Genomic DNA, 17,592 nt, shown 5'->3' with positions numbered 1-17,592 from the left:
GTGATATACTATTAAAAGCGTTTACAAAAAGAATATAATTATTTCAAATATGTAATAACAAGTTGTGCAGCATTGTATTATGTAAAAAACGGGTAAAATTTGTAATCAAAATATGAAAAAATACCGATATTTTACCTATTATTTACCATAAAAGTTTTCAGAATTGCCTCATTGGTCTTTTTTTTCGACAAAATCACATAATGCTATTTATTTATTAAAAGAAAAGTGTTATAGTATTTTCGATTAGTAGGAAAGATATACATCAGAGGTCTGATGTCTTGAGAAAATTTGGTGGTGGTTCCAGTGACGATAAAAACAGACAATCGACATTTATACTTACAAGTTATTGACCGTTTGAAAAAGGATATTGATGCAGGGGTTTATAAAGAAAAAGAAAAACTCCCGTCTGAATTTGATCTTTCCAAACAACTTGGTGTTTCAAGAGCGACTCTCAGGGAAGCGTTAAGGATCCTTGAGGAAGAAAGTGTCATTATCCGCCGGCATGGTGTAGGAACTTTTGTAAACGCTAAACCCTTATTCACTTCAGGGATTGAGCAATTGAACAGTGTTTCCAACATGATTAAACAGGCAGGCATGGAGCCAGGAACCATTTTCTTAAGCTCAACGACTCAAGAAGCAACTGAGGATGATGCAAAAAGGTTTCAAAGTGAAGAAGAGGAGAACATCCTTCTGGTTGAACGTGTTCGGACTGCTAATGGTGAACCGGTGGTGTATTGTGTGGACAAAATTCCTGAAGGGATCTTATCCCGGAACTTCACACATGAAGATAATTCAATATTCTCTGTATTGGAAAATCGTGAGAATAGAAGAATTACCCACGCCGTAGCCCAGATCGAGCCGATGGGATATCATGATAAAATTTCCCCGATTCTGAACTGTGAACCCGAGACGGCTTTACTCGTACTTAAACAAATGCACTTTGATGAGAATGATGAGCCCATCCTGTACTCAGTAAACTATTTCAGATCAGACAAATTCAGCTTCCATGTTTTAAGAAAACGTGTCTAGCAAACAATCTTTCTACTAATTTATTACAACAAATTTGGGGGGTACTCTAGGTGAAAAAGCGTAAATTCGGTTTAGCGCTGTCTTTTGTTCTTGCAGCAGGTACAATTTTAGGTGCGTGTGGATCAAGCGAGAAAGAAGAAGGTGCATCTAGTGGTGATGGCAAGAGTAAAGAAGATCAATTTACAGTAGCAATGGTTACAGATGTTGGTGGAGTAGATGATAAATCATTCAACCAATCAGCTTGGGAAGGTCTAAAGGCATTCGGTGAAGAACACGGATTAGAAAAGGGCAAAAGCGGTTACGATTACCTTCAATCTCAATCTGATGCGGACTATGCTACAAACTTAAATACATTAGCCCGTCAAGATTTTGACTTAGTATACGGAATTGGCTTCCTAATGGAAGGTGCAATCAATGATATTGCACAGCAGCAGAAGGATTCTCACTTTGCTATCGTAGATGCTGTAGTAGATCAGCCGAACGTTGCGAGTATCACGTTTAAAGAGCAAGAAGGTTCATTCCTTGCTGGTGTGGCAGCAGGATTAGCAACAAAAACGAATAAAATCGGTTTCATCGGTGGAATGGAAATCCCGGTAATCGAGCGTTTCCACTCTGGTTTCTTAGCTGGTGTCAAAGCAGTAAATCCGGAAGCAGAAGTAGTTGCCGATTATGCGGGTGCTTTTGATAAGGCAGAGCTTGGTCAAACGATCGCTTCTAAAATGTATTCTCAAAATGCAGACGTAGTTTTCCATGCGGCAGGCGGAACAGGTAACGGTTTATTCAAAGAAGCACGTGACCTGAAAGAAAAAGATCCTTCCCGTGAAATCTGGGCAATCGGGGTTGACTCCGATCAATCTGCAGAAGGTAAAGTAGGAGATCATAACATCGTTCTGACTTCTTCTTTAAAGCGTGTTGATAATGCAGTTCTGGACCTTGCAAACAAGGCAAAAGAAGGAAACTTCCCTGGTGGGGAAATGATTTCATACGGTCTTAACGAAGATGGTGTAGGACTTGCTGAACTTAACGACGAACTTTCAAACAAAGACGAAGTAATGACAAAAGTGAACGAGTGGAAAGAAAAGATTGCTAACGGAGATATCACAGTACCTGAGTCTCTTAAAGATGCAGAGGCTTTCTCAGCAAACTAAACGTCATATGATAAAAGGGGTAAGCGGGCCATGGAATGCCGGTCTCTTATCCCTTTTTCTTTAATAAGAACTGGATACATAGTACTAATAAACTTAATCATAACTGGTAGAATATAACTGAATTTATGTTTAAAACTTTAATTGAAGTATAGAAACAATACCTTCTATCTTTCATTTAGAGTTTTAATAGGGGGCCACCCTTTTTTTTCTGGCGGACCAAGGTCTGACCTCTAACTACTAAACTATTTATCCCTAGCCTAAGCAAGGAGTGAAAGCAATGGATTATGTAATCGAGATGCTGAATATCCGTAAGGAATTCCCGGGCATCGTGGCAAATGACAATATTACCCTCCAGCTGAAACAAGGTGAAATTCATGCGCTTCTTGGTGAAAACGGTGCAGGTAAGTCAACGTTAATGAATGTCTTATTTGGACTATATCAACCGGAGCAAGGTGAAATTCGTGTTAAGGGTAAGAAAGTGAATATCACTAACCCTAATATTGCAAATGATTTGGGGATCGGTATGGTCCATCAGCATTTTATGCTTGTTGACACATTCACCGTCACCGAGAATATCATTCTTGGCCGAGAACCGAAGTCCGGAGCATCTGTAGATATTAAAAAAGCTGAAAAAGATATTTTGGATATCTCCGAAAAGTATGGACTTAAGGTAGATCCTTCAGCAAAAATATCAGATATTTCTGTAGGAATGCAGCAGCGTGTAGAGATTCTTAAAACCCTTTACCGCGGGGCAGACATCCTGATTTTTGATGAGCCGACAGCAGTATTGACCCCGCAAGAAATCAAAGAACTCATTCAAATTATGAAAACGCTTATTAAAGAAGGCAAATCGATTATCCTCATCACCCATAAACTCAAAGAGATCATGGAAGTGTGTGATAATGTAACCGTTATCAGAAAAGGTAAGGGTATTGGAACCGTAAAAGTTTCTGAAACAAACCCTAATCATCTTGCCAGCCTGATGGTAGGGCGTGAAGTGACTTTTAAAACAGATAAAACGGAAGCATCTCCCGAGGGGAATGTTCTGGAGATTCGGGATTTGAATGTAAAGGATAACCGAAACGTACCGGTAGTAAAGGGGCTTAACCTTGAAGTTCGAGCGGGAGAAATCCTTGGGATTGCCGGAGTAGATGGCAATGGTCAAACAGAGCTCATCGAAGCGATCACAGGGCTCCATAAAGCTGAAAGCGGTTCGATCAAGTTGAATGGCAAGGAAATAGCGAATATGAAGCCAAGGAAGATTTATGAAAACGGAGTGGGGCATATTCCTCAGGATCGTCACAAACACGGTTTGGTATTAGATTTTCCGATAGGCGAAAATATGGTTCTTCAAACCTATTATCAAAAGCCATATTCTAAAAAAGGAATTTTAAATTACAAAAAGATCTATGATCAAGCCAGAAAACTAATTTCTGAGTTTGACGTGAGAACTCCATCCGAATTCACTCTTGCACGTGCTTTATCAGGGGGGAATCAACAAAAAGCGATCATCGGGCGTGAAATAGACCGGGATCCGGATTTATTGATTGCTGCTCAGCCGACACGGGGATTGGATGTAGGTGCGATTGAATTCATCCACAAACGTCTGATTGAACAACGGGACAATGGGAAAGCCGTATTGCTGCTTTCTTTTGAACTGGATGAAATCATGAACGTCAGTGATCGCATTGCGGTCATTTACGAGGGTCAAATTGTGGCTATCGTAGATCCGAAAGAAACGACGGAACAGGAGCTTGGTCTACTGATGGCCGGTTCAAAAGGAAAGGGAACGGGGGAAGATACAAATGTCTAATCGATTAACAAATATATTAATCCCGGTTATTTCTGTCCTTTTAGGCATTATTGTAGGAACGATCATTATGCTTGTCAGCGGTTATGATCCAGTTGCAGGGTATTCTGCATTATGGCAGGGGATATTTGGCGAGATATACTATGTAGGTGAAACGATCAGACAGGTAACACCATATATTTTAGCTGGACTGGCTGTAGCTTTTGCATTCAGGACGGGTCTTTTCAACATTGGTGTCGAAGGGCAATTAATAGTAGGCTGGATGGCAGCTGTTTGGGTGGGGGTTGCGTTTGAAGACCTGCCGAAAATCATTCACCTGCCTTTGGCGATCATCGCGGCTGCGCTTGCTGGAGCAATTTGGGGATTCATTCCCGGCTTGCTGAAAGCCAAGTACCGGGTGCACGAAGTTATCGTTACGATCATGATGAACTATATCGCGTTACACGTAACAAATTCCATCATTCGTGATGTGTTGACAGAACGTAAAGATCGTACAGACTATATAGCTGAATCTGCATCGTTGAAATCTCCTTTCTTTGAGAGTTTGACAGATTTCTCAAGGCTGCACTGGGGAATCTTCGTAGCGCTTGCATGTGTGTTTATTATGTGGTTCTTGCTCGAAAAAACAACTCGTGGATATGAGCTTCGCTCTGTAGGATTTAACCAGCATGCATCTCAATACGCTGGGATGAATGTAAATGGCAATATCATTCTTTCAATGGTCATTTCAGGTGCCTTCGCAGGTCTTGCAGGGGCAATGGAAGGACTTGGAACATTCGGTTACGCATCAATCAAAGGCGGATTCACAGGTGTAGGATTTGATGGGATCGCCGTTGCATTATTGGGTGGTAACGTTGCAATCGGTGTTGTGTTTGCAGCACTCTTATTCGGTGGACTCAAGGTAGGGGCATTGAATATGCCGCTGGAAGCAGGTATTCCAAACGAGTTGGTCGATATTATCATCGCTCTTATCATTTTCTTTGTAGCTTCAGGCTATATGATCCGTTATTTAATTCAACGATTCAGTAAAAAGGGGGTGAAATAAGTGGGTATAATGGATATTTTATTAATACTTATCCCTTCTACATTATTATGGGCTTCGCCACTTATTTTCACTGCTTTAGGCGGAGCGTTTTCAGAACGATCCGGTATTGTAAATATCGGCCTCGAAGGTTTGATGGTCATTGGTGCTTTCTCCAGTATCGTTTTTAATATTGCGTTCGCTGATACGTTCGGTTCTGCAACCCCTTGGGTAGCACTTCTAGTGGCGATGTTAATGGGCGGGCTGCTGGCTGTTCTTCATGCTGTAGCTTCCATTACATTCAGAGCAGACCAGGTAGTATCTGGTGTAGCAATCAACTTACTGGCAATTGGTTTAACATTGTTCTTGGTCAAACGCATCTATGGAAAAGGTCAAACAGATATTATTTCTGAAGGCTTTGGTAAAGTGGATGTTCCACTCTTACACAAGATTCCAGTGATTGGTGACATCTTCTTCTCAAATACGTATTGGCCTCCATTTGTAGCCATTATCGTATCTGTCATCGTCTGGTATGTCATGTTTAAAACGCCATTCGGTTTACGCCTGCGTTCTGTTGGTGAACATCCGATGGCTGCTGATACAATGGGGATTAATGTAACTAAGATGCGTTATATCGGAGTTATCATTTCAGGTGCCTTCGCAGGTGTCGGCGGTGGAGTTTATGCTCAATCCATTTCTTCTGATTTCAGCCATGCTACGATCAGTGGACAAGGATTCATGGCACTTGCAGCTTTGATCTTTGGTAAATGGCACCCGCTTGGTGCAATGGGAGCAGCGCTATTCTTCGGATTTGCACAGAGCTTAAGCATTATTGGGAGCAGCATTCCATTATTCGAAAATATTCCAAGCGTGTATTTACTAATCGCTCCGTATGTGCTGACAATCTTAGCGCTGACAGGATTCATCGGCCGTGCCGATGCACCGAAAGCATTAGGAACACCATACGTAAAAGGAAGCCGTTAAAATAAGAAAAAGAGTGTCTATGTTGAAAAATCAACACGGGCACTCTTTTTTATATATTTGTAAATGATTATCAAATTAATATACATAGCTGATTTTATTAAAATTGAATGTGTTCTAATCATGTTAAGGGAGGTTCCAGCTGTTGATTGGAGTGCAAGACGAAGACTCCTGCGGGAAAAGCGAGACAGGTGAGACCCCGCAGGAGCAGAGCGACGAGGAGGCTCACCGGCGCCCGCGGAAAGCGAAGTCTTGCGCGGAAATCAACAGCGGTGTTTAACAGCCTATCATAGATATTCTTAACCTGTTCTTCTAAACATATAATGAATATCATGTGTCAATTTTCCCAACAGAGGAAGATGCTTGAATTCTTTCTATTATAACATGTATAGTTAAAATAAAATACCGCACAATAAAGGTGTTTATATCTTTTTCAGGTCTATGTGTATGTAAAAAAGAAAGTATGGACAAGGAGGACGGTACAATGACGGACATTAACGAAGTCGTTAAGAAAAAGCAAGGCTACACATTACATATCGTGAAGACGGATAAGTATAAAACGAATAACCTTGTGATGAAAATGAAAGCCCCCTTAGATCAGGAGACTGTCACACTGCGAGGGCTTCTGCCGCACGTCATGCAAAGCAGCACAAAGACGTATCCAAATACAACAAAACTCCGTACTTATTTAGATGAATTATATGGTGCCAGCTTTTTTACCGACTTAGCAAAAAAAGGCGAATATCATATAGTCAGCTTCTCGGTTGAAATAGCGAATGAGAAATTCCTGAAGGATTCAGAGCCGCTGTTGGAAAAAGGGCTGGAATTCCTTTCAGACGTGATATTGAACCCCAATATTGAGGACGATCAATTTGATGAGCGTACAGTAGAGAAGGAAAAACGGAACCAAAAGGTGAGAATTCAGGCTGTTTATGACGATAAGATGCGTTATGCCAATTCGAGGCTTGTAGAAGAAATGTGCAAAGATGAGCGGTTTGCACTTCATGTAAATGGAATGAAAGAGAACGTCGACTCGATTAACTCAAAAGAATTATATGAATATTACCAAAATGTGATCAGTGAAGATCAAATGGATCTCTATGTTATTGGAGACGTCGACATCGATCAGGTGGAAAATTTCTGTGACAGACTGTTTTCACTGCCGGAACGGAAAGCTGTTCAGGTCGATTCTTCAGAAGTTAAGCGTAAAGAAAAGGAAAATGTAGTAAAAGAAAAGCAGGATGTCAAACAAGGAAAGCTGAATATGGGATACCGCACAAATACCCAATTCGGTGACAAAGACTACTTTGCACTTCAAGTATTCAATGGGATTTTCGGAGGTTTTTCCCACTCCAAGCTGTTTATAAATGTCAGGGAGAAGGCAAGCCTGGCTTATTATGCAGCAAGCCGGCTGGAAAGTCATAAAGGACTCATGATGGTCATGTCCGGTATTGAATTTAAAAACTATGACCAGGCTGTCGGTATCATAAACGAGCAGCTGGAAGCAATGAGAAATGGTGATTTTACCGATGGGGAAGTTGAACAGACCAAGGCTGTCATCAAAAACCAGCTTCTTGAAACGGTGGACACTTCAAGGGGGCTTATCGAAGTCTTGTATCATAATGCTGTTTCCAATAAGCAAATCGACCTCAAGACATGGCTCGGCGAAGTTGAAAGAACGACGAAAGAAGAGATCATTGCAGCAGCGAACAAAGTGGAGCTTGATACAATTTACTTCTTAACAGGAATGGAGGAATAATGATGAAGAAAATTTCCTTCGATCAGATACAAGAAAATTTATATTATGAGAAGATGTCTAACGGACTGGATGTATACATTCTTCCGAAAAAAGGATTCAATAAGACCTATGCAACCTTTACAACGAAATACGGAAGCATCGATAATCATTTTGTGCCATTAAATGAGGACGATTTTGTGAAAGTGCCGGATGGCATTGCTCACTTTCTGGAACATAAGCTATTTGAAAAAGAGGACGGTGACGTATTTCAGCAATTCAGCCGTCAAGGGGCTTCTGCTAATGCCTTTACTTCTTTCACAAGGACTGCCTATCTATTCTCAAGCACAAATAATGTAGAAAGAAACCTTGAAACATTAATCGATTTTGTTCAAGATCCTTACTTTACCGAGAAAACGGTTGAAAAAGAAAAAGGCATCATAGGCCAGGAGATTACAATGTATGACGATAATCCGGATTGGCGTTTGTACTTCGGTGTTATCCAGAACATGTACAAGAATCACCCGGTTAAAATTGATATTGCAGGAACGATTGATTCGATTACTCCAATTACGAAAGATATGCTGTATCAATGCTACAATACTTTCTACCACCCGAGTAATATGCTTCTATTTGTAGTAGGTCCGGTGGATCCAGACCAGATTATGGACCAGGTCCGTTCAAATCAGGAAAAGAAGCCCTATGAAAAAATGCCGGAGATCAAACGTCAATTTGATGAAGAGCCGGATGCTGTTGCCGAAACAAAGCAAGTGCTTAAAATGAATGTTCAATCACCTAAGTGCCTGGTAGGTTTAAAAGCACCTGAACCGACTCAGCAAGGAAAAGAAATGCTGAAACAGGAACTCTCGATGAACGTCTTCCTGGATTTATTATTCGGAAAGAGCTCCACTTATTATTTCGACCTTTATAATGAAGGGCTCATTGATGAAACATTCCATTATGATTACACTCAGGAGAACGGCTTCGGATTTGTGACCGTCGGAGGGGATACTGAAAAACCAGACCTGCTTGCCGAGAAACTGAAGGAGCTTCTGTTGAAAGCAAAAGCAGAATCTCTGTTTACAGAAGAAGGTCTTGAAAGAACGAAAAAGAAGAAAATCGGTGCTTTCCTCCGAGCGGTGAATTCACCAGAATTCATTGCCAACCAATTCACACGGTATGCATTTAATGAAATGGATTTATTTGATGTAGTGCCTACATTGGAATCCTTGTCATATGATGATATTCAAAAAGTGGCGGACTCAATCATCAGTGAAGAGCGTTTCACTGTATGTCAAGTTGTTCCAAAATCATAATTACGATAGGAACTACCCTTGCAGCGGGGTGGTTCTTATCTTTGTAAGGGAGGCAGTGTATGAAATTTGCTTTAATTACAGGCGCTTCAGGAGGCATCGGAAGAAGTACGGCTTTGATACTAGCGAAACAGGGATGGAATCTTTATCTTCATTATCATACTGATCAGAATAGTATCGATGATCTAATGCTGGAAGTTAGGGAGATCGGGGTAGAAGCGATCCCAATAAAAGCAGATTTAACCCAGCCTGGTCAGGTAAAGAAGGTCGTTGATTCCATTTTTCGTATAGATGGTATTGTTTATTCCAGTGGAGTAGCGGGCTGGGGGCTTTTTCAGGATCAGACGGAACAGGAAATGGACAGAATGATCAATATACATGTGAAAAGTCCGATGATGCTTATTCAAGGGCTTCTTCCAAAGCTTATGGAGTATAAAGGAAATATTGTAATTGTCAGTTCGATCTGGGGCCAAATCGGCGGCGCTTGTGAAGTTGTTTACTCTACGGTAAAAGGAGCTCAGCTTTCCTTCGTCAAGTCGTTGGCAAAAGAAACGGCTTTAAATGGAGTCAGGGTGAACGCAGTAGCTCCTGGTGCAGTGGCTACGAATATGATGAAATCTTTTACCGATGAAGAAACCCGGCAGGTCATGGAAGATATACCAATGGGAAGACTGGCTATAAGTGAAGAAGTTGCTTCATCCATTTATTTTCTTTTATCTGAAGACTCCTCCTACATAACCGGTCAGACCTTAGCTGTTAACGGAGGATGGCATACGTAATAATTTCATCTTAATGCGCATATTTTCTCCTCGATGATACAAACTAACATTGTATTTCAATTAAGAGGAGGTTCATTACGATGTCTGTATTAGATAATTGGTCAGAGTGGAAAAACTTTTTAGGGGATCGCCTTAATCAAGCTCAGCATACTGGAATGGAAAACGAAACGGTTTCAGATTTAGCTTATCAAATTGGAGATTATTTAGCTAACCAGGTTGAGCCTAAGAACGATCAGGAAAAAGTTTTAGCGGATTTATGGTCTGTAGCTTCTCCTGAGGAACAACACGCTATTGCAAACATGATGGTAAAGCTAGTGAACAATAACGGCACTCGTTAAGGAGAGGGAATTTTCCTCTCCTTTTCTTATTCCCGTTTTTACAAATGGTGATGAGGGCTGCTTCTTTGTAATAAATTTAATCATCGGCTCCTCCTAAAGAACTGTTTAAGGATTGGTTATGCAGAAATTGTATGAATTCTATAGGTTTTCCTTTTCTATTAGATGAAAATCATTTATTATAAAAGCTAGATGTTTCAAGTGATAATATCGAAAAATCCCCTATGTTGTCGGAATATGTGGTCACATAGAATTTCAGGAGGTAACCAATGGAACGAAAAGAATGGTATTTAGAATATGAAATTCAAAAAAATCGTCCCGGCCTCTTAGGTGATATTTCCTCCTTATTAGGGATGCTTTCTATAAATATTGTGACGATTAACGGTGTTGACGAAGGAAGAAGAGGGATGCTTCTTCTTGCTAATAATGAAGAACAAATAACGCGTCTTGAATCGATCCTGCAGACAATGGATACGATAAATGTGACGAAATTAAGGGAACCTAAACTAAGAGATAGACTTGCGGTCAGGCATGGCCGTTATATTCAGCGTGATGCAGATGATAAAAAGACATTCCGATTCGTACGGGATGAGCTTGGATTGCTTGTGGACTTCATGGCCGAGCTTTTTAAGCAGGAGGGTCATAAGCTTGTAGGAATCAGGGGGATGCCACGTGTAGGGAAAACTGAGTCAGTGGTGGCTTCAAGTGTGTGTGCAAATAAGAAATGGCTATTTGTATCATCCACATTATTAAAGCAGACGATAAGGAGCAAGCTGATTGAAGATGAATATTCTTCAGAAAACCTCTTCATTATTGATGGAATCGTGTCCACTCGCCGTGCAAGTGAAAAACATTGGCAGCTGGTACGTGAGATCATGCGGCTGTCAGCTGTGAAAGTCATCGAACATCCTGATGTATTCGTTCAAAATTCAGAGTATTCATTAGATGACTTTGACTATATCATTGAGCTGCGAAACAATCCTGAAGAAGAAATTACATACGAATTAGTGGACCAAAATAATCTTTTTCAAAATTCCGATTTTGGAGGTTTTGATTTTTAATATTGGAAGGTGTTAAATAGTGACGGAATTAGGAAAACGTCTGAAAGAAGCGCGTGAAGCCAAAGATTACAGTCTTGATGACTTACAGAGAGTAACGAAAATACAAAAACGATATCTTATCGGCATTGAAGAAGGCTCATATGATATGATGCCAGGGAAATTCTACGTCCGTGCTTTCATCAAGCAGTACTGTGAAGCAGTAGGGCTGCAGCCGGAAGTGATTTTTGAGGAATATAAAGAAGATATCCCAACAACGTATGAAGATGAGATCCCGGTCTCCCTTTCCCGTGTACAGTCACGGAAAGGAGTTTCAGGCGGTTCTTCCAAGGCCCTCGATGTAATCCCGAAGCTTTTGATTGCTATATTTGTCATAGCCGTGTTAATTGCACTGTGGGTATTCGTGCAAAATAAGGTAGCTGATAATGCCGGCACTGCAGGTACCTCTAATAAAGAGCCGGTAGCGGTCGACCAGCAGGATCTGCCTAGTGAAGAAGAACCTGTTAAAGAGGAAGACAAAGAACAAAAAGAATCGAATGAAGAAACTGAATCTGCAGAAGAGAAAGAAAACAAAGAAGAAGAGAATGCCGGGCAATCACTCGAGGCCGTCAAAACTGAAGGTACTATAACGACCTATGAGCTCAAAAACACAGACCAGTTCAAGCTGGAATTAGCTGCTAAAGGGGACGCCTGGGTAGCCGTGTACAATTCAAAAGACGAAGTATTGTTCCAGGGGATGTTGTACAATGGGGATAAGAAGGAGTTTGACCTTACAGCTGATCAGCAGGCGTATCTCGTTATCGGTAATGCCGCTAACACTGCTATCACAGTGAATGGAAAACTGCTTGAGTATAAGATTCCTACGGATACTGTCAGACAGGATATTATTATCCAATACAAACCTGCAGAATCACAACAATAAGTAGAATGGAGTAAATGACTCCATTTAACAACCCAGTATACATTTTGTTTCTAAGTATTGGAGGTAGAAAGGTGAATTTACCTAATAAGATTACAATTTCGCGGATCTTTTTGATTCCACTATTTTTAATTATCATGCTTGCGCCCTTAAATTGGGGAGAAATGGTCTTCCTCGGGGCTGAAATGCCAGTGAAGCATTTTATAGGCGCGTTGATATTTATTATCGCATCAACCACTGATTGGATAGACGGATATTATGCAAGAAAGTTTAATATGGTAACCAATTTAGGTAAGTTCCTTGACCCGTTGGCAGATAAGCTTCTCGTGTCTGCTGCACTAATCGTACTGGTCGAGCTTGGACTTGCACCTTCATGGATCGTCATCATTATCATCAGCCGTGAATTTGCAGTTACCGGTCTTCGACTGGTGCTTGCTGGAGAAGGTGAAGTAGTGGCAGCCGGTCAGCTTGGGAAGATTAAGACTTGGGCACAGATCATCGCTGTTTCTGCTTTGCTGCTCCATAATGCCATCTTTGAATTATTCAATTTCCCATTTGCGACCATCGCATTATGGGTTGCCATGTTCTTTACAATTTGGTCCGGATGGGATTATTTCAAGCATAACAAGCAAGCGTTTGTTAACTCCAAGTAATTTCTGAAGCTTGGAAACTGGACGCCTGTTCCTTACCGTTATAATCTAGAAGAGATGATCTTGAAATGGATCATCTCTTTCTTTATATTGAATTTCTACTAAAGGGGGAAAACGGAATGAATGCAGAAATCATTGCAGTGGGTTCAGAATTATTATTAGGGCAGATTGCCAATACAAATGCACAGTACATATCAGAGCAGCTTGCTGAAGCGGGTGTGAATGTATATTACCATACCAGTGTAGGGGATAATCCAGTCCGGCTGAAACAAGCAATCGAGGTTGCCCGGGGGAGAGCAGATCTGCTTATTTTCACAGGGGGACTGGGACCGACTAAAGACGATCTGACGAAGGAAACGATAGCAGCGGCCTTAGGGACCGGGTTATCGATGGATGAAGAGGCATTACGATCCATCAAAGAATACTTTAATAGAACGAATCGTGCCATGACACCTAACAACGAAAAGCAGGCTCTCATACTCAAAGGATCAGAGGTGTTAAAGAATGAACATGGAATGGCACCGGGCATGTTTTTCAAAAAGGGAGGAAGATCCTACATGCTGCTTCCCGGGCCGCCTTCTGAAATGCGTCCTATGTTCAGTAAATACGGAATACCAGCCATTTTACATACCTTAAAAAGAAAAGAAATCATTTACTCCAGGGTTCTTCGTTTCTTTGGCATCGGCGAAGCGCAGCTCGAAACAGAACTGGAAGAACTGATCGATACCCAGACGAACCCCACGATCGCTCCTCTCGCAGGAGATGGAGAGGTTACGATCCGTATGACTGCCAAGCACGGGTCAAAGGAAGTGGCGGGTGAACTGCTGGATAATTTGGAAGAAAAGATTTTAAGCATTGCGGGAGATTATTTCTACGGATACGATCATGATTCCCTGGTCGAAGTGGCAATGAGATCGATGAAAGAAAAAGGTTTTACCCTTTCTTGTGCTGAAAGCCTGACAGGGGGACTTTTTCAATCGGAAATTACAGCCCAGCCCGGTGCCTCCGAGGTACTTAAGGGAGGCGTGGTTTGCTACCAGGATGAAGTGAAAAAGAATGTGCTTTCAGTAAATGAAAACACATTGAAACTGCATTCAGCTGTAAGCGAACAATGTGCGATTGAATTGGCTGAAAATGTGCGAAGACTCTTTTCTTCCGACATCGGTATCAGTTTTACCGGTGTGGCTGGTCCAGAAGATCATTATGGAAAAAAGGCGGGCACAGTATGGATTGGTCTCTCAATAAATGGCCAAGATACGAAAGCATTCCTTTTGAATCTTGCAGGAGGCAGGAATGCGAATCGAAAGCGAACGGCAAAATACGGCTGGCATTATCTACTTAAAGAATTAACGTGATCAAAAATGAAAAACTGTCTTCAGTAGCAGCTGCGAGACAGTTTTTAAATTGTTTATCCGAGGGATGACCATTTGCAAAAAACCGAATGGATGTTCGACTTTTTTCTTGTTTTCTACTAAAACATGGTTTATAGTATAGATAGGTTGGATTTGAGACAAGCTTATAAGTTGTCTTTAAGTTCTATATTCAAAGGAGGAAGATTAGTGAGCGATCGTAAAGCAGCCTTAGATATGGCGTTGAAACAAATAGAGAAACAGTTTGGAAAAGGCTCTATCATGAAGCTTGGGGAACAAACTGATAGAAAAATAGTGACTTGTCCGAGTGGATCCCTTGCACTTGACGCGGCTCTGGGAGTCGGCGGGTATCCTCGCGGGAGAATTGTTGAGGTGTATGGTCCGGAATCCTCAGGTAAGACAACCGTTGCACTTCACGCAATCGCAGAAGTACAGGCTCAGGGCGGACAGGCAGCGTTCATTGATGCTGAGCACGCACTTGACCCTGTATATGCACAAAAGCTTGGAGTGAACATAGATGAACTATTGCTCTCTCAGCCTGATACAGGCGAGCAGGCATTGGAAATCGCTGAAGCATTGGTACGAAGCGGTGCCGTTGATGCCATCGTGATCGACTCTGTAGCAGCACTTGTACCTAAAGCCGAGATCGAAGGTGAAATGGGAGATGCACACGTGGGTCTTCAAGCCCGTTTGATGTCACAGGCCCTTCGTAAGCTGTCAGGTGCCATCAACAAATCGAAGACAATCGCGATCTTCATCAACCAGATTCGTGAAAAGGTCGGAGTCATGTTTGGAAATCCAGAGACGACCCCTGGTGGACGCGCGTTGAAATTCTATTCTTCAGTTAGACTAGAAGTGCGTCGTGCCGAAACCCTTAAGCAAGGCAATGAAATGGTTGGTAACAAAACAAAGATCAAAGTTGTGAAAAACAAAGTGGCACCTCCTTTCCGTGTAGCGGAAGTGGACATCATGTATGGACAGGGAATCTCCAAAGAAGGGGAAATCGTCGACCTTGGATCCGAGCTTGATATCGTTCAGAAGAGTGGTGCATGGTACTCTTATAACGAAGAACGTCTGGGACAAGGCCGTGAAAACGCGAAAATCTTCTTGAAAGAGAATCCTGAGATCCGTAATGAAATCATGCTGAAGATCCGTGAGCATTATGGATTGGATACAGGCGCAGCCGAAACCGAAGATCAAAGTGAGCTTAATCTATTAGAAGATTAAGGTTGATAAGAGGCTGGGACAAAGGTGTCTTAGGCTAAGTAAAACCCGACCTAATTGGATTCTAGGATTCAAATTAAGTCGGGTTTTTTATTGGATTTGTTCAAGTGTGCATTTAGTTTTAACTTGTTCCAGCGGTTGATTGGAGTGCAAGACGAAGACTCCTGCGGGAAGAGTAGCTAATGTGAGACCCCGCAGGGAGGTACGACCGAGGAGGCTCACGGGCTACCCGCGGAAAGCGAAGTCTTGCACGGAAATCAATAGCGGTAATAAGAGCCTACACTGAAATTGTTCGTCTTTTGGAAGGGTTTATAAGTTTTGTCCCAGTCTCTTTTTTTAAAACCTATCTCTATAATCAATCTGTTCAACATAATAATATTATGTTTACTAATAGACTAATTCCTATCGATTTATGTCGAATTGCAAGAAATCCTTGAGAAATCCAGCGATAGAACGGACAACCCCTTGACAATAAATTTTCTGAGATTTAAAATTAACATGTATATTTTACAAATTTTTCGAATGAATATTTGAAAGCCTAGCGCTGTATATTGAGTTCAATTGAGCAATGTACAAGCCGACATGTAAAAGACATGATGACAGTTCATAGCAAGAGGAGGTGAAATAATGCAACCCATAACAATCATCTCCATTTTGCTTGGCCTTATCGTCGGTGTAGTTGTTGGATACTTTATTCGTAAGTCCATTGCTGAAGCGAAAATTGCTGGTGCCAGAGGTTCAGCAGAGCAGATTTTAGAAGATGCTAAGCGCGAGGCAGATGCTCTGAAGAAAGAAGCACTACTGGAAGCAAAGGACGAAAATCATAGACTTCGCACTGAAATGGAAAATGAACTTCGTGAACGAAGAAATGAATTGCAAAAACAAGAAAATCGTTTAATGCAAAAAGAGGAAAACCTCGATCGTAAAGATGATACGCTTGATAAGCGTGAAGCTTTACTGGAAAGAAAAGAGGCAGCTCTTAACGAAAGACAACAACATATTGAAGAGATGGAAAGCAAAGTGGACGAGATGGTACGATCACAGCAAACTGAGCTTGAACGTATCTCGAGCTTAACTCGTGATGAAGCGAAAGGAATCATTCTCGACCGTGTGGAAAATGAGCTCTCCCATGATATTGCAATCATGGTCAGAGAACACGAAACACGCGCGAAAGAAGATGCTGACAAGAAGGCGAAAGAAGTCCTTTCACTTGCAATTCAACGTTGTGCTGCCGAACACGTGGCAGAAACAACAGTTAGTGTTGTGAACCTACCAAATGATGAGATGAAAGGTCGAATTATTGGGCGAGAAGGACGTAACATTCGTACGCTGGAAACATTAACAGGAATTGATCTCATAATTGACGATACTCCTGAAGCAGTTATTCTTTCTGGTTTCGATCCGATTCGTAGAGAAACGGCTCGAATTGCATTAGAGAAATTAGTACAGGATGGACGTATCCACCCTGCACGAATTGAAGAAATGGTAGACAAATCCCGACGTGAAGTGGATGAATATATCCGTGAAATCGGTGAGCAGACAACCTTTGAAGTTGGTGTTCATGGCCTTCACCCGGATTTAATCAAGATTCTGGGCCGTTTGAAGTATCGTACAAGTTACGGACAGAACGTATTGAAGCATTCAATGGAAGTGGCCTATCTTTCCGGATTACTGGCTGCGGAGCTTGGGGAAGACGAAAGACTTGCCAAGCGTGCCGGTCTACTGCATGACATCGGGAAAGCCATCGACCATGAAGTAGAAGGAAGCCACGTCGAAATTGGTGTGGAACTCGCAACGAAGTACAAAGAGCATCCTGTTGTCATCAACAGTATTGCTTCTCACCACGGTGATACGGAACCAACATCAATCATTGCGGTTCTCGTAGCTGCTGCCGATGCTTTATCAGCAGCGCGTCCGGGTGCAAGAAGTGAAACGCTTGAGAATTATATCCGCCGTCTTGAGAAGCTTGAAGAGATTTCTGAGTCCTATGAAGGAGTGGAGAAGTCCTTTGCGATTCAAGCGGGGCGTGAAGTGCGCATCATGGTAAGACCTGAAGCCATTGACGATTTGGAATCCCACCGTTTGGCAAGGGATATCCGTAAGAGAATCGAAGATGAACTGGATTACCCGGGTCACATTAAAGTAACGGTCATCCGTGAAACAAGAGCCGTTGAATATGCGAAATAATCAGGTTGACTCCGAAAGGTTGATTTCTTTCGG

Annotated in this window: 15 protein-coding genes; all 15 read left to right on the top strand. The window is 41.8% G+C overall.

The features are described 5' to 3' along the window. Positions 1 to 303 precede the first annotated feature (303 nt). Entirely contained in the window at positions 304 to 1,029 is a 726-nt protein-coding gene (locus AAEO50_RS03145; protein ID WP_341980330.1) for a GntR family transcriptional regulator, read from the top strand. A gap of 50 nt (positions 1,030 to 1,079) precedes the next feature. Continuing rightward, the gene (locus AAEO50_RS03140; protein WP_341980328.1) at positions 1,080 to 2,177 is read left to right on the top strand and encodes a BMP family protein; all 1,098 of its coding nucleotides are present in this window, start codon (positions 1,080 to 1,082) and stop codon (positions 2,175 to 2,177) included. 277 nt (positions 2,178 to 2,454) lie between these two features. Further along, positions 2,455 to 3,990 (top strand): ABC transporter ATP-binding protein, encoded by a 1,536-nt coding sequence (locus AAEO50_RS03135; protein WP_341980326.1) that lies wholly within the window; start codon positions 2,455 to 2,457, stop codon positions 3,988 to 3,990. Continuing rightward, complete coding sequence (locus AAEO50_RS03130) at positions 3,983 to 5,032, top strand: ABC transporter permease (protein ID WP_341980324.1); 1,050 nt, start codon at positions 3,983 to 3,985, stop codon at positions 5,030 to 5,032. The genes AAEO50_RS03135 and AAEO50_RS03130 overlap by 8 nt, the downstream gene beginning before the upstream one ends. Continuing rightward, positions 5,033 to 5,992, top strand: coding sequence for an ABC transporter permease (locus AAEO50_RS03125; protein ID WP_341980322.1), 960 nt, complete (start codon positions 5,033 to 5,035; stop codon positions 5,990 to 5,992). Between the two features lie 481 nt (positions 5,993 to 6,473). Then, complete coding sequence (yfmF, locus tag AAEO50_RS03120; protein ID WP_341980320.1) at positions 6,474 to 7,748, top strand: EF-P 5-aminopentanol modification-associated protein YfmF; 1,275 nt, start codon at positions 6,474 to 6,476, stop codon at positions 7,746 to 7,748. A 2-nt stretch (positions 7,749 to 7,750) separates the two neighbouring features. Next, entirely contained in the window at positions 7,751 to 9,040 is a 1,290-nt protein-coding gene (gene yfmH / locus AAEO50_RS03115) for an EF-P 5-aminopentanol modification-associated protein YfmH (RefSeq protein ID WP_341980318.1), read from the top strand. Between the two features lie 59 nt (positions 9,041 to 9,099). Next, positions 9,100 to 9,816 carry an elongation factor P 5-aminopentanone reductase gene (gene ymfI, locus AAEO50_RS03110; RefSeq protein WP_341980316.1) on the top strand — a complete coding sequence of 239 codons (717 nt, stop codon included), beginning with the start codon at positions 9,100 to 9,102 and terminating at the stop codon, positions 9,814 to 9,816. A gap of 80 nt (positions 9,817 to 9,896) precedes the next feature. Then, a complete protein-coding gene (locus AAEO50_RS03105) occupies positions 9,897 to 10,154 on the top strand; it encodes a DUF3243 domain-containing protein (protein WP_341980314.1) in 258 nt (85 codons plus the stop codon). Positions 10,155 to 10,420: 266 nt separating this feature from the next. Continuing rightward, positions 10,421 to 11,212 carry a DUF3388 domain-containing protein gene (locus AAEO50_RS03100; protein ID WP_341980312.1) on the top strand — a complete coding sequence of 264 codons (792 nt, stop codon included), beginning with the start codon at positions 10,421 to 10,423 and terminating at the stop codon, positions 11,210 to 11,212. A 19-nt stretch (positions 11,213 to 11,231) separates the two neighbouring features. Next, a complete protein-coding gene (locus AAEO50_RS03095) occupies positions 11,232 to 12,131 on the top strand; it encodes a helix-turn-helix domain-containing protein (protein WP_341980310.1) in 900 nt (299 codons plus the stop codon). A gap of 71 nt (positions 12,132 to 12,202) precedes the next feature. Then, positions 12,203 to 12,781: a CDP-diacylglycerol--glycerol-3-phosphate 3-phosphatidyltransferase gene (gene pgsA / locus AAEO50_RS03090; protein WP_341980308.1), complete on the top strand. Its 579-nt coding sequence runs from the start codon at positions 12,203 to 12,205 to the stop codon at positions 12,779 to 12,781. A gap of 116 nt (positions 12,782 to 12,897) precedes the next feature. Then, positions 12,898 to 14,133 carry a competence/damage-inducible protein A gene (locus tag AAEO50_RS03085; protein ID WP_341980306.1) on the top strand — a complete coding sequence of 412 codons (1,236 nt, stop codon included), beginning with the start codon at positions 12,898 to 12,900 and terminating at the stop codon, positions 14,131 to 14,133. Positions 14,134 to 14,337: 204 nt separating this feature from the next. After that, positions 14,338 to 15,375, top strand: a complete 1,038-nt coding sequence (recA, locus tag AAEO50_RS03080) for a recombinase RecA (RefSeq protein WP_341980304.1) — start codon at positions 14,338 to 14,340, stop codon at positions 15,373 to 15,375. A gap of 624 nt (positions 15,376 to 15,999) precedes the next feature. Further along, a complete protein-coding gene (rny, locus tag AAEO50_RS03075) occupies positions 16,000 to 17,559 on the top strand; it encodes a ribonuclease Y (protein ID WP_175989082.1) in 1,560 nt (519 codons plus the stop codon). The last annotated feature ends 33 nt before the right edge of the window (positions 17,560 to 17,592 follow it).

It is taken from the genome of Rossellomorea oryzaecorticis (genome assembly GCF_038405515.1).
Classification (GTDB): domain Bacteria; phylum Bacillota; class Bacilli; order Bacillales; family Bacillaceae_B; genus Rossellomorea; species Rossellomorea oryzaecorticis_A.
The sequence above is the reverse complement of the archived record's forward strand: the minus strand, read 5'-3'. Positions and strand labels throughout refer to the sequence as shown.